The organism is Natronospirillum sp. (assembly GCF_022565775.1).
GTDB lineage: Bacteria > Pseudomonadota > Gammaproteobacteria > Pseudomonadales > Natronospirillaceae > Natronospirillum.
In genome coordinates this window covers 15,274-27,527 of the sequence record NZ_JAIUMC010000002.1, presented here as the reverse complement: position 1 = coordinate 27,527, position 12,254 = coordinate 15,274, and the positions used below count along the sequence as shown (strand labels likewise).

The 12,254-nt window shown below is 59.4% G+C and carries 14 protein-coding genes; 5 read left to right on the top strand and 9 right to left on the bottom strand.

Annotation, left to right across the window (positions count from 1 at the left end; genetic code table 11):
* Window positions 1-60: 60 nt before the first annotated feature.
* The 4 genes from LAT62_RS01005 to LAT62_RS00990 are packed head-to-tail and all read right to left on the bottom strand — an operon-like array spanning window position 61 to window position 2,741.
* Complete coding sequence (locus tag LAT62_RS01005; protein WP_293377548.1) at window positions 61-561, bottom strand: SoxR reducing system RseC family protein; 501 nt, start codon at window positions 559-561, stop codon at window positions 61-63.
* Between the two features lie 21 nt (window positions 562-582).
* Window positions 583-1,530 carry a MucB/RseB C-terminal domain-containing protein gene (locus LAT62_RS01000; protein WP_293377545.1) on the bottom strand — a complete coding sequence of 316 codons (948 nt, stop codon included), beginning with the start codon at window positions 1,528-1,530 and terminating at the stop codon, window positions 583-585.
* Window positions 1,527-2,063 (bottom strand): sigma-E factor negative regulatory protein, encoded by a 537-nt coding sequence (locus LAT62_RS00995; RefSeq protein ID WP_293377542.1) that lies wholly within the window; start codon window positions 2,061-2,063, stop codon window positions 1,527-1,529. The genes LAT62_RS01000 and LAT62_RS00995 overlap by 4 nt, the downstream gene beginning before the upstream one ends.
* 3 nt (window positions 2,064-2,066) lie before the next feature.
* Complete coding sequence (locus tag LAT62_RS00990; protein ID WP_367120511.1) at window positions 2,067-2,741, bottom strand: sigma-70 family RNA polymerase sigma factor; 675 nt, start codon at window positions 2,739-2,741, stop codon at window positions 2,067-2,069.
* Window positions 2,742-2,886: 145 nt separating this feature from the next.
* On the opposite strand from LAT62_RS00990, the gene nadB reads away from it, so the two are divergent.
* Entirely contained in the window at window positions 2,887-4,521 is a 1,635-nt protein-coding gene (nadB, locus tag LAT62_RS00985; protein WP_293377539.1) for an L-aspartate oxidase, read from the top strand.
* On the opposite strand, the gene LAT62_RS00980 is transcribed toward nadB, so the two are convergent.
* Window positions 4,447-4,926 (bottom strand): hypothetical protein, encoded by a 480-nt coding sequence (locus LAT62_RS00980; RefSeq protein WP_293377536.1) that lies wholly within the window; start codon window positions 4,924-4,926, stop codon window positions 4,447-4,449. The two genes, nadB and LAT62_RS00980, sit on opposite strands and share 75 nt — an antisense overlap.
* Window positions 4,926-5,183, bottom strand: a complete 258-nt coding sequence (locus LAT62_RS00975; RefSeq protein ID WP_293377533.1) for a succinate dehydrogenase assembly factor 2 — start codon at window positions 5,181-5,183, stop codon at window positions 4,926-4,928. Before LAT62_RS00975 ends, LAT62_RS00980 begins: the two co-directional genes overlap by 1 nt.
* 146 nt (window positions 5,184-5,329) lie before the next feature.
* Here LAT62_RS00975 and LAT62_RS00970 point away from each other — a divergent pair, with 146 nt between their 5' ends.
* Window positions 5,330-6,217, top strand: coding sequence for a hypothetical protein (locus tag LAT62_RS00970; RefSeq protein WP_293377530.1), 888 nt, complete (start codon window positions 5,330-5,332; stop codon window positions 6,215-6,217).
* A gap of 23 nt (window positions 6,218-6,240) precedes the next feature.
* Entirely contained in the window at window positions 6,241-7,071 is an 831-nt protein-coding gene (locus tag LAT62_RS00965; protein ID WP_293377527.1) for an HDOD domain-containing protein, read from the top strand.
* Here the strand turns inward: LAT62_RS00965 and LAT62_RS00960 are convergent.
* Window positions 7,056-7,316, bottom strand: a complete 261-nt coding sequence (locus LAT62_RS00960; RefSeq protein WP_293377869.1) for a YkgJ family cysteine cluster protein — start codon at window positions 7,314-7,316, stop codon at window positions 7,056-7,058. The genes LAT62_RS00965 and LAT62_RS00960 overlap by 16 nt on opposite strands.
* Before the next feature lie 47 nt (window positions 7,317-7,363).
* On the opposite strand from LAT62_RS00960, the gene LAT62_RS00955 reads away from it, so the two are divergent.
* Window positions 7,364-8,131: an alpha/beta fold hydrolase gene (locus LAT62_RS00955; protein WP_293377524.1), complete on the top strand. Its 768-nt coding sequence runs from the start codon at window positions 7,364-7,366 to the stop codon at window positions 8,129-8,131.
* Between the two features lie 42 nt (window positions 8,132-8,173).
* Window positions 8,174-9,538, top strand: coding sequence for a magnesium transporter (mgtE, locus tag LAT62_RS00950; protein ID WP_293377521.1), 1,365 nt, complete (start codon window positions 8,174-8,176; stop codon window positions 9,536-9,538).
* 3 nt (window positions 9,539-9,541) lie between these two features.
* On the opposite strand, the gene LAT62_RS00945 is transcribed toward mgtE, so the two are convergent.
* Together LAT62_RS00945 and LAT62_RS00940 are read right to left on the bottom strand one after the other, a co-directional pair.
* Window positions 9,542-11,815 (bottom strand): mechanosensitive ion channel domain-containing protein, encoded by a 2,274-nt coding sequence (locus tag LAT62_RS00945; protein WP_293377518.1) that lies wholly within the window; start codon window positions 11,813-11,815, stop codon window positions 9,542-9,544.
* Between the two features lie 11 nt (window positions 11,816-11,826).
* The gene (locus LAT62_RS00940) at window positions 11,827-12,096 is read right to left on the bottom strand and encodes a hypothetical protein (protein WP_293377515.1); all 270 of its coding nucleotides are present in this window, start codon (window positions 12,094-12,096) and stop codon (window positions 11,827-11,829) included.
* Between the last annotated feature and the right edge of the window lie 158 nt (window positions 12,097-12,254).

Genomic DNA, 12,254 nt, shown 5'->3' with positions numbered 1-12,254 from the left:
GTCACCGATGTCTTATTAGTGTGACTGTTTACGACCCTGTAAAACGGGCAGAATGCCGTTTTACAGTACTTTTACCGCTTCGGCAGGGTGGTTGTTACCAGGGCCAGGGTCAGGTACCAGGCGCAACAGACGAGGTTGCCAACGCGGATCACGCTGCCAGCCGTGCTGCCAGCGCCTGACCCACAGCAACGACAACGCAAAAGCGGCAACCGCAGCCAGCATCGCTACCATATCCTGGCCGCTGAGAAGATGCGCGCCCAGTGCACCGAACAGCAGGGCCAGTACAGGCAGAAGATAAAGCATGAAAGCCAACCGAAGAAAGCTGGATTCGGGAATGCCGATGACCACTCTGGTGCCGACCGAAGGACGCAACCCTGATTCAGGCCACGCTACAGGCAGGCGGGAATGCGCCGCCGACCGGCCTGCTCCGAGCACCCGTGCCATCAGCGGCTGACCGCAACCGGCACGCGCCGCGCAGCGCCCGCAGGCGCTGTTGCGCAGCGTTTCCACCCACACCCACTCTGTATCTACCGAGAAGACAGTCGCCTCTTCTTCCAACATACCCGACTCTGAACCTTCAAGTTATTGCCAGCTTATATCGGACAGTATGCTGCGCGCCAGAGGTTCCGGAACATCGCCAACCAGCACCACCAGCCAGTCGCCGTGGACAGCACTCATCAGCAGAGTGCTGCCGCGCTGCTCGGTCATGGGTTCGGGGGCTACTCCCACTATGGGCTCTACCATCAGGGAGAACTCGACCAGGCCATCAGACCAGAGTTGATACCACTCTCCATCCTGCTCTTCTTCTACCTGTCGCACGAAACCGTCAGGTATCGGATCCAGTTGCCAGACATCATCTGCTCCGGCGCGCTGGCGGGCTCCGGACTCCTCAAACTGGTGCCAGAAGGCCTGCGGGAAAGAGGACCGGATCTCCGCCGGGGCATCACCCAGTTCCGGCTCAAAGCTGACAAAGCGAACATCCGTCAGCAAAGTGCCGTCATGGCCGTAACGACTGTGGCGCAACGCGACGCCGGTGGCCGTATCTACCCATACCCGGTGGTGTAGCCGAGGCGAATCGGAGCGGCTGCCGAGCAGATATACCCGCGCCTGCCGCCCAGCCAGTCGCTGCTCGCCCTCCTCGGTGAGTCGATAATTCTTCTGCAACTGCTCAGGCTCGATCTGCAGCAGGCTACCAAAAGGTGACGCCGGCATATCATGCTCGGCTGGCACTTCTGAGCCCGGCGCGTGCACGCAGGTCAGGCGGTCAGGCGTGCGCGTTATTTCCATCTCGGGGCCGTCGAGAAGACGCATACGTTCCCGAAATTCACCGTCACCTCCCTCGTGCCAGAGCCGGTAAGCCTGCTGCTCGTTACCTTGCAACACCATGATGGTGCCGTTGTAATCCGCCTGGCGCGAGTTCTGCAGCAGCGTCTCAGCCCAGGTGCCGGCATCAGGCGCAGCCTGCACCCCGGGTACCAGCAAAATAGCTGTCAACAGGTGGAGGCCGAGCCGCCAAAGACGGTCTTTCACAATGAGGACTCCTGGCCATGGTCATCGCCGTGACTGCGTTCCGTTTCGTCCCAGCGGCCACCGGTGCGCACCGTGGCAAACTGCGCATGGCGCGACCAGTAGCTGTCCATACGCGGCAGATATGCGGTTGCGTCTGCTGGCGGCAACTGGGTCGTGACAGTGTCAGGGCCGGACTGTGGCGACTGACCCGCAAGAGGCCACAGCGCCAGAATACCCGCCAGACATACACCGGCCGCCAGTGCACCCTGCGCAAAACCTATCCAGCGCGAATGACGCACCTCAGATACATAGCTCGCCTTTGCCTCTTCGGCATCAAGCGCCGCATTCACACCCGCCAGTACATCCACCTGGGGCGCACCGTGCAGAGCGGCCTGATTGGCATGATAGGCCTGCCAAACCTCACGACAGGGCTCGCTCTCCTGCAGGTCGCGCAGTAACTGACGTGCCTGCAATTCAGTCAGTCCGTCGTCCATCAAGGCCGACAGGCGTTCACGCTGTTCTGTACTCTGTTCGGTCATTTTCATGCTATTCATCCATCAATCCCGCTCATCGAGTGCAACGGTTTCGCCGGCACGCCAGGCCTGAACCCGTCGATCTATGGCATCACGCGCGCGGAAAATTCGCGAGCGCACCGTGCCGACAGGTGTTTCCATGAGGTCGGCAATGGCTTCATAGCTGCATCCCTCAAATTCACGCAGACGCAGGGCCTCACGCAGATCTTCCGGCAGATCGGCAAAGGCACGCTGCACAACACGAGCCAGTTCGCTGCCCTCATGCTCGGCAGCCGGCCCGGGCTCAACCTGCATTCGATCCGGCCACACCTGCGTCGGGTCATCAATATCGGTGGTGAATGGCCGGCGACCCTGTGCAGCCAGATGATTCTTGGCCACATTGACGGTAATCCGATACAGCCAGGTATAGAATTCACTGTCACCACGAAAATCCCGCAGTGCACGATAGGCGCGGATAAAGGCTTCCTGGGTGATATCCGAGACATCCTGGCTGTTCTGTGTATAGCGCCAGGCCAATGCAGCAATCCGCTGCTGGTAACGCAGCACCAGAAGATCGAAGGCGCGTCGCTCGCCGGCCTGCACCCGGGCCACCAGTATGCGGTCGGTCACGGCCGGTGCCTCGCTGGCGGCAGCCGGCGCAGCTGCATCAGCAGCGGAATTCACAAGATCTGCGGTATGGGTAACTGCGGCCGGGTTCACGTCGGCGCCTCCGGTTGAACGGGTCCGTGGTTTTGACTTCGACCGGGTAACGCGCAAAAGTTCCCCCAGACACGATCAGGAATTCGTGTCACTTGGTAATCGATGGTTATACTACCCGAATTCGGAAGGAGAGAAACAGACCCTGATGACGCACGAGCTGGACTATGACGTACTGATAATCGGCACAGGTGCTGCCGGCATGACCCTGGCGTTGACGTTGCCTGCGGATTTGCGCGTCGCCCTGGTCAGCAAGGGTGATCTGAAAGCAGGCAGTACCGAGTGGGCGCAAGGTGGCGTTGCCGCTGTGCTGGAAGCCGGCGACTCCGTGGAGCAGCACATGCTCGATACGGAGCGCGCCGGTGCCGGGCTGTGTGACCCGGCGGCCGTGCGCTATACCGTCGAACAGAGCAGTGCGGCCATTCGCTGGCTGGTCGATCAGGGTGTGCCGTTTACCGAAGACGCGGAATCTGCACTGGGCTACCACCTGACGCGGGAAGGCGGGCACAGCCATCGCCGCATTCTGCATGCTGCGGATGCAACCGGCCAGGCGATTGCCACTGCATTGGCCAGCCAGGTGCTCGCGGCCGAACACATCACGGTGCTCTCGTGGCACACCGCAGTCGATCTGGTAACCACTGAAAAACTGGGCCTGCAGGCACCTGCAGAGCGCAACCGCTGCCTGGGCGCCTACCTGTATAACCGGCAGCAGGATGAAGTCATCAGTTGCCGCGCCCGCCATACCGTGCTCGCGACGGGTGGCGCCAGCAAGGTGTATCTGTATACCAGCAACCCGGATGGCTCAACCGGCGACGGCATCGCCATGGCCTGGCGTGCCGGCTGCCGTTTGGCCAACATGGAATTCAACCAGTTTCACCCCACTTGCCTCTATCATCCACATGCCAAGTCCTTTCTGATTTCGGAAGCTGTGCGTGGCGAGGGCGGGCGTTTGCTGCTGCCAGACGGTGAGCCCTTCATGCACCACTTTGATGAGCGCGCGGAACTGGCCCCGCGGGACATAGTCGCGAGAGCCATCGACCATGAGATGAAACGACTGGGGGCAGACCACCTCTACCTGGACATCAGTCATCGCTCCGCCGACTTTATCTCGGAGCACTTTCCGACCATTCAGAAACGCTGCATGGACTACGGCATCGATATTACGACGACACCGATTCCGGTGGTGCCTGCAGCGCACTACACCTGCGGAGGCATTGTCAGCGACCTGCAGGGCAGAACAGACCTGGATCACCTTTATGCCATTGGCGAATGTGCCCATACCGGACTGCACGGTGCCAACCGGCTGGCCAGCAATTCCTTGCTGGAATGCCTGGTCTATGGGCGGGCAGCAGCCCAGCATATTACCGACCACCCTGAACCCGTCGCCATGCCTGACATTCCTCCCTGGGATGAAAGCCGGGTCACCGATTCGGATGAAGACGTGGTGATTGCCCACAACTGGGACGAGGTGCGGCGCTTCATGTGGGACTATGTGGGTATAGTGCGCACCAGCAAACGACTGCTCAGAGCACGACACCGGGTAAATCTGCTACAGGATGAAATTCACGAGTTCTACAGCAATTATCGGGTGTCCAATGACCTGCTGGAGTTGCGCAACCTGGTGGCGATAGCCGAGGCCATGATCGAATCGGCGATTCGGCGGCGGGAGAGCCGGGGGCTGCATTACACTCTGGATTATCCCGAGACCTCAGCCGAGGCGCGCAACACCATCCTGCCGGGCAAAACGCGCGCACAGACTGAGTCGTCGCCAGGCCGCCTCTGAACACTCGTCCGAAAACACCCAGACCCGGCGCGAGTCCGGGTGCAGCGTCAGTATGATCAGACCGGGCAACACCACTGCCGCACGGACGGGCAGCTCTGCGGCACTGTCCTTTGCGGGCATGGGCTCTGCAAGCATCAGCAACAGTCTGGCCTCACGACACCCGATCCACCACTGCCGTGCAGGTGCCCGCAACTGCAGGGAACACCATAGCCCGAGCGCCAGCAGGGCAAGTGCCTCGAATCCCGTGAAGTCGCGCCACCAGAGCCTCCAGTCAGCGCCGGGCACCCACTGCAGACACAGCAACATGGCCAGCAGGGCCCAGAGAAAAACCAACCAGTAGCGACGCTGTTGTCCTGCGCGACATATCCAGGGAGGCAGGTCAGCTATCGGTTCAGACCGAAACATCACGCTGAGTTACCGGAATGCCCCAGCACCAGAGAGATGATGCGCACCAGTCCTGGCTCTGTGGCCTCGACACGACGCATCAGCAGGTTGTAGAGATCCTGATCTTCAAGCTTCAGAAACGCCTCGTAAAGCAGCTGATCTTCAGAGGTCAGAGACGGGTAGGCTTCCTGGACGAATGGCACAAGCAGCAAATCCAGTTCACGCATCCCTCGTCGACTGTGCCAGAAGAGCCTGTTCAGCTTGGCCTGTTCAGTCATAGACTGGTTATCCTATTGAAAAGTCGGGAGCGACTCCCAACCTGTTTGTCCTGTCTGCTATTCTAATGCAGCGCAACGCTGCAAGCCAGTTAACTCCAAGGGTGATTTTCGAACGCCCTCAACCGCTACAGGAGCGACACAATCACATGACAGCGACCGTCATGCCGCTCGCAGAGCGCGGCATTCTCTCCGTCACCGGCCCCGACAGCCGCCGGTTCCTGCAGGGCCAGTGTACTGCAGATGCACAGAGCCTGGCGCCTGGTGCCTGGGTACTGGGTGGTTTCTGCACAGCCAAAGGGCGGCTGTATGCCAACTTTTATCTGCTCTGTCTGGACGACGAACGCTTCTGGCTGGTGATGCCTCACGCCATGGTGGCACCCACTATCGAGCGGCTGTCCAAATATGCCGCCTTTTTCAAAACCCGGCTGGAGGACCAGAGCCTGCACTGGCACGGGCTGGCCACAGTTGACGCCAACGACGCTGCATTGTCTTCCGGAACGGCCCTGGTTGAGCCGCACCGGGTCCGGATGCATCTTGGTTCAGGGCAGAGTCTCGAGTGGCTGGACCCCTTGCCGTCAGAGGCTTATGAGGCGCGCCTGGGCTTGCTGGAAGAGCAGGCTAACTGGCTGCCGGAGGCTCACTGGCAAAGACTGGAGATGGCGGCCGGACTGGTCTGGATAGAACCGGCAACCAGTGAACAGTTTCTGCCACAGACCATCAGTTGGGACTATCTCGGTGGCGTCAGCTTTTCCAAAGGCTGCTACACTGGACAGGAAGTTGTGGCGCGCCTGCATTACAAGGGTAGCAGCAAAAAGGCACTGCGGCGTCTCTCCGGTCTGGGGCCTCTGCCGGAGCCCCTCAGCCGGCTCCATGACGAAGCGGAAAAATCAGTAGGTGAGATGGCCTGCAGTGTGCCCACAGAAAAGGGCTGGACCGGTCTGGCAGTATTGTCATTGCAGGCTGTCAAGGTCAGCCTGCAGGATCAGCCAGTGGATCTCGGCGACTGGGTCAACCCGGTCAATGAGGCGCAATAATTCAATACAGAGACTTTCACGTTATGGCCAACATTGTTGAAACGGTTCGCGATGACATTGTTCAAAAGCTGCGCAATGACGAACTGACGCTGCCCACACTGCCCGAAATTGCCTTGCGCGTGCGTGAGGTCGCTGAAGATTCGGAGGCTACGGTAGCCCAACTGTCCACCGTCATCAGTCAGGATACGGCTGTGGCGGCGCGTATTCTGCGTGTCGCCAACTCGCCACTGTTTCGGGCCACCCAGGAGATTCGCGATCTGCAACAGGCGGTTGGGCGATTGGGCATGGACTATACAGCCAATCTGGCGATTGGCCTGGCGATGGAGCAGATGTTTCAGGCCACGTCGGACATGATTGAAGAGCGGATGCGGCGCAACTGGCAGATCACCTCACAGGTGGCACTCTATGCCGCCATTCTGTCAGGGCGCTGCGATATCTCTGAAGACGAAGCCTCACTGGCGGCACTGCTGCATCGCATTGGTGTCCTGCCGGTGCTGGTGTATGCCGAAGAAACCGACAGTGTACAACTGGACGGCATCCATCTCGACAAGCTCTCTGGTCATCTGCATACCCGCATGGGCAAGATCATTCTCGAACGCTGGGGCTTCCCGATGGAACTGGTCACAGTTCCCGAAACCTACCGGGATTACAGCAAAGACCTGGGCACGGTGACTCACGCTGATCTGGTTACTGTAGCCAACCTGCTGTTGTTTGCCGACAAGCAGAACTATTTTGGCCGTGCCAACTGGGAAGAGGTGCCGGCACTAAAGCGGCTGGGCCTGCCCACCGACCGGGAGGCCGCTGAAATCAAGCAGATACACGAAGCGGTTCAGGCCAATCAGGGTCTGTTTTGAGTGGCGATTTCAAGCTCACCGATAAGTCGCAGCGCTTCCCAGCGGTCGTTGCCGCAAACGACCGGATCAGGCGCAAAATCGCTGCATACCTGGGGACGATTCGCACTGCCAAACAGCGCGCAGCGCCAATCTTCCAGCAGGTGAATACAGGGTACTCCGGCTGGCTTGCCGTCCGGCATACCCGGCAGAGGCGATGAGATGGTTGGCGCAATGCAACAGGCGCCACAGCCATCGCGGCAAATCATAGTAGCAGACGACATAACCAGATTGACTTCAGGAACACGGTAATTGCATGGAACTCTACTATCGAACTCAGGGGAATGGTACTCCTGTCATTATCATCCACGGTCTGTTCGGGGACGGGATGAACTGGGGGGGCGTCAGTCGCCTGCTGCGCGAAGACTTCCACCTGATCCTGCCCGACATGCGCAATCACGGGCGTTCGCCACACCATGACGACGACTGCACCTATACCAGCATGGCCGCCGATGTGCTGACGCTGATGGACCGGCTTGAACTGGAGCAGGCTCACCTGGTGGGGCACTCGATGGGCGGCAAGATCGCCATGACAATAGCCCTGCAGGCTCCCGACCGGGTGTCCAGTCTGACGGTTGTCGACATAGCACCGAAAGCCTACCAGGCCCGTCATCAGGATGTGTTTGCCGGATTGCAGGCGGTAGCCGATGCCGGCGCCAGCACGCGGCAAGAGGCGGAAGACATCCTGCGACCCCATATCACCGCCACGGCGGTCAGAACCTTTATCCTGAAAAACCTCGAGCGCACCGACCACGGGTTTGACTGGCGGCTGAACTGGCAGGCCCTGCAAAGACATTACCAGGACCTGACCGACTTCCCGGTGGACTCGGGCAGCTATAACGGCCCCTGCCAGTTTCTGGTGGGCGGTGAGTCTGATTATGTCACCAGTGAGGATCAGGCCCTGATTACCCGCCTGTTTCCCTCCGCCCGCGGCCGGGTAGTCGCGGGTGCCGGCCACTGGCTGCATGCCGAAAAACCGGAACTTGTGGCACGCTGGATAAAGGAATTCATCAACACTGCCTGAACCTGACCCCCAATTCATACCTCCAAGAGAGGAAGCAGCATTATGCTACTGGTTGCCAGTCGCCTGCAGGAAGAGGCAGAAGAAGTCCGCAAAAACCTTGAACTGGGTGCCATCGAAACCGCTGTAAAGAAATCGCGGCGAGTCTCCTCTTTGCGCCTGGCCCGTCTGGTCAAGGAAGCACCGCCGGAAGCCGCCGAACAATATCTGCGGGCCATCACCCCCGCTCAGGCGGGGCGCATTGCAACCTACCTGCCTGGAGAGTATACCGCCCGTATTCTGGGCCAGTTCGAGGAGGACTTTGCCGGCACTTTGCTTTCGGAAATGGAGCCGGAAGCCATTGCCCAGCTTCTGCCAGAACTCGGGGAAGAGCTGAAGCAGCGGCTTCTGGGTCAACTGGACACCGATCTGCGCGCCCAGATTGAGTCTCTGGCCAGCTATCCTGCAGGCACTGCCGGCTCGGTCATGAGCCCCTCATTTCTTGCCATCGGTCCTGAGGCCACTGTCGCCGAAGCCATGGAAGCCGTGCGCGAAGCGCAGGAAATCACCGACCGGACCGCTTACATCTTTGTCGTTACACCGGAAACCGGCAAGTTGCTGGGGGTCATGTCATTGCGTGAACTGATGACCAGTGATCCCAAAACTACAATGATGAAGGCCATGGCCAAGGATATATTCGCCGTGCGCACCGGTGAGCCGGCGCTGGAGGCGGCTCGCCGCATCCGTTCTCGGCGCCTGAAGATGTTCCCGGTAGTCGACGACGAGGACGTTCTGGTGGGCATCATCAGCATCGGCCAGGCCATGGACCTTCTGGCTCATGAAGTGGCAGACGAGTTTGTTGCCCTGAGCGCGGGCTCTCCGGACGAATCCTTCTTTACGCCGCCCCGCCAGGCCATACGCAAGCGTTTGCCCTGGATGGCGGCCAATATTTTTCTCAATCTGGGGGCCGTTGCGGTCATCAGTACGTTCGAGGAAACCATCGTCGCCGTCGCCATACTCGCCGCATTTCTCCCGATGATCACCGACATGGGCGGCAATGTAGGCATTCAGGCGTTGTCGGTATCGATCCGCAGCATTGCGCTGGGCGAAGCCCGGTTGCGCGATTTCTGGCAGGCAGTCAACAAGGAGCTGGCCATCGGGGCGGTCAATGGGGCCGTGCTGGGCACGCTTTTCTGCATAATTGCCTATGTATTGCAGGGCAGCATCGTACTTGGCCTGGTAGCCGGCTTCGCACTGGGGCTCAATGTACTGCTGGCTGGCGTCATCGGGGGGACCATGCCATTTCTGATCAAGAAGATGGGCAAGGACCCGGCCATGATGACCGGGCCCGTGCTGACCACCATCACCGACATCACAGGGGTGACCGTCTATCTGGGCCTGGCCACCCTGTTCCTGTCGTCTCTGATGTAAGGATCAGTCCTCGTCAAAATCCCCTTTGTGTTTAGGGTTTGTGTCAGCCTGATCCACCTCGATGGGATCCTGCCCTTCCGGCATTTCCTGTTCGATGCGAATAGGTGCCGGCGGGGCGCTACCGTCCTTGTTCTGCCCGAAGTACAGGGTGGTGTGCGGGAAGGGTATTTCGATACCGGCCGCGTCGAAGTGCTTCTTCACCAGGCGATTGTAGGCACGCCCGACAGCCCACTGAACCCCGGGCCAGGTCTTGATGCGTACCCGCACATTGACCGCACTGTCGGCCAGCGCCGTGACGCCGTGGACTTCAAGCTCTTCCTCAAGCAACTGGTGCTCGGTATCCGGGTTGCTGCGCAGATCCTTTTTCAGTTCTTCATAGGCTTCACGCAGGTGGTGAATCACCTCGTCGGTGTCTTCACGGTAAGCCACGCCGTATTCGCCCACATGAAAACCGAAGTCGCGCATGAAGTTCGACACCGCCTCCACCGAGGAGAATGGAATGACATGGTAGGTGCCGGACAGGTCCCGCAGTCCGAGTGAGCGAATGGTCAGCTTTTCGGCCACCCCGGTAATACCGCCGGCTGACACCACATCACCGGCATTGATCGCATTCTCCATCTGGATAAAGACACCGGTGATGATGTCCTGTACCAGTTTCTGCGCGCCAAAGCCAATGGCCAGCCCCAGCACACCGGCGCCGGCGATCAACGGACCGATGTTGATACCGATTTCGGCCAGCACAATCATCAGCGTCATGATGATCAGCGCGACCATCAGTGCATTGCGGAAAATCGTCAGCAGGGTCTTCTCACGCGGGGTGGGTTCACCGGTACCTACCTCCGGGTTGAGTCGGTGCTCAATCCAGCTGGCCAGCAGTATCCATATGGATTTGGCAATGACCAGGATCAAGGCAACCGTTACTGCCTTGAGCACGAAATTGGTACCCGCTTCCGATCCCAGCCATGCGGCCAGGCTGAACAGGCCCCATGCGTCCAGAATGAACGCGACCACGACGACCAGTATCACCAGTCGAACAACCTTGAGCACCGTCGGAATAAAATCGTTCAGCCGCTCTTCGAGCAGCGGAAATTTCTGCTTCATCTCATCCGTCATGTGCAACTGGTTGCCGATCAACTGGCCCAGTACGACCGACAGGAAAACACCTACGCCCACGGCGAGCACCATCTGCAGTGTGGCACGCAACACAACGGGCAAGGCATCTTCCGGCCTGACCAGTGTCACCAGTGCCAGCCCGGCAAAATAGGCGATTGCCGCCCAGTGCCAGCTCCGAGCCAGCAGACTGAAGCTGAACTTCATGTAGTTCGACGTTGCCGTTTCGGCTGCAGACCTGAGCTTGCCCGCCACGCTATCACGGTTCTGGCGAATAATGGCCAGCGCATACAGGAAGGCGACCAGCATGATGATAAAGGTGATAATCTGGCCCACTGCAGTCGACAGGTCTGCATTGACCATGGGTACCACCAGCAACACGCCGTAGCCGATAAAGCTGGTCAGACGAGCCAGCCAGGCGTTCCAGTAGGCTGCATCCTCGCCCTGCATCGGCAGCAGGCGCAGCCCATCGTTGCGGGACGCAAAAACCACCCGAATCAACGCCTTGAAAACCTCGACCATCAGGAATGCATTGAGAAACAGGGTCTCACGCGTGGCAATTGCACCTGTATCACCCACAATCAACAGGGCCACAGCATAACCACTGAGCCAAGCCAGAATAACCACCAGAATATCAACCGTAGCGGCCAACAGAACCGCTATCGTCTGCCGAATCAACCGGCTGCGTGGCCCTTCTGTCGTGGCCCAGCGACTGGCTCGATTAAACAGGGGGCGTGCCAGGCGCCGCAGCAGCAGAAAGACAGCCAGCGTGCCGACAATCACCACCAGCAGATTGATGGCATTGGCGGTCAGCGCCGCGTAGTCCGGTCCTGTTTCTTCAGACCCGAGAGCCTCCAGAGCTTCAAGCGCCTCTCCGAACTGCCCTACCAGATTCTGTGCCACCCCCTGAGTGGTATTGGCCAGCACCCGCGAGAAGGTTGGAGCCTGCTCTTCGGGCTCTGCCAACCCATCATCAACAGCTGCGCTGCGCAGTGATTCAATCAGTCGGGCACGCGTTTCTTCATCTTCGAGCAGGTCCGCCAGTAGTTCTCGGGGCGGATGCTCGGAACCTGCAGCCGGAAGCGTAAGCAGGAAAAGACCCAGAATCAGGGATGCCAGGATACTGACAAAGGCACCTTTGGAGCGCCACAGAAGTACTGCAGACAAGACGCGTCTCCTTAAATTATTTCCAATCCATAGGCGGTGAGCAGCAGATAGCCGATACCTGCGAGTGACTGCAGCATGCAGCTTTCACCGTAAGCCGGGCGAGTGTTGCGAAAGAGCCACCACTGTATCCAGCCGACCGGAGGCAGGGTTGATACTGCCACCCCCAGAAGCACACCAAGGCGGTGATTCCAGCCCTCGCCCGGAGCGGCTTTAACGGTCAGAAAGCCGATGATGGCTGCCAGTAACAGATGCAGGGCGACAAAGGCCAGCGTGGTGATCATGGGTTGTTCCTGTTGCGGGCTTGACGACTTGTAACCTAGGCCACTTTCGAATCGTGTGCAAGTACCAATCCGCCCGTTGAAATGAATCGTAGACTGGCCTGTATTGCCATTTCTTGTCGATGGAGCTCAGATGCCCCCCAGTTACAGGACACCACTTG

What these genes read in the sequence shown, in the direction of transcription:
- LAT62_RS00980 (WP_293377536.1), bottom strand. Translation starts at nt 4,926, where the DNA reads ATGTTTCGGTCTGAACCGATAGCTGACCTGCCTCCCTGGATATGTCGC.
- LAT62_RS00970 (WP_293377530.1), top strand. Translation starts at nt 5,330, where the DNA reads ATGACAGCGACCGTCATGCCGCTCGCAGAGCGCGGCATTCTCTCCGTC.
- LAT62_RS00975 (WP_293377533.1), bottom strand. Translation starts at nt 5,183, where the DNA reads ATGACTGAACAGGCCAAGCTGAACAGGCTCTTCTGGCACAGTCGACGA.
- LAT62_RS00960 (WP_293377869.1), bottom strand. Translation starts at nt 7,316, where the DNA reads ATGATTTGCCGCGATGGCTGTGGCGCCTGTTGCATTGCGCCAACCATC.
- LAT62_RS00955 (WP_293377524.1), top strand. Translation starts at nt 7,364, where the DNA reads ATGGAACTCTACTATCGAACTCAGGGGAATGGTACTCCTGTCATTATC.
- LAT62_RS00995 (WP_293377542.1), bottom strand. Translation starts at nt 2,063, where the DNA reads ATGAATAGCATGAAAATGACCGAACAGAGTACAGAACAGCGTGAACGC.
- mgtE (WP_293377521.1), top strand. Translation starts at nt 8,174, where the DNA reads ATGCTACTGGTTGCCAGTCGCCTGCAGGAAGAGGCAGAAGAAGTCCGC.
- LAT62_RS01005 (WP_293377548.1), bottom strand. Translation starts at nt 561, where the DNA reads ATGTTGGAAGAAGAGGCGACTGTCTTCTCGGTAGATACAGAGTGGGTG.
- LAT62_RS00965 (WP_293377527.1), top strand. Translation starts at nt 6,241, where the DNA reads ATGGCCAACATTGTTGAAACGGTTCGCGATGACATTGTTCAAAAGCTG.
- LAT62_RS00940 (WP_293377515.1), bottom strand. Translation starts at nt 12,096, where the DNA reads ATGATCACCACGCTGGCCTTTGTCGCCCTGCATCTGTTACTGGCAGCC.
- nadB (WP_293377539.1), top strand. Translation starts at nt 2,887, where the DNA reads ATGACGCACGAGCTGGACTATGACGTACTGATAATCGGCACAGGTGCT.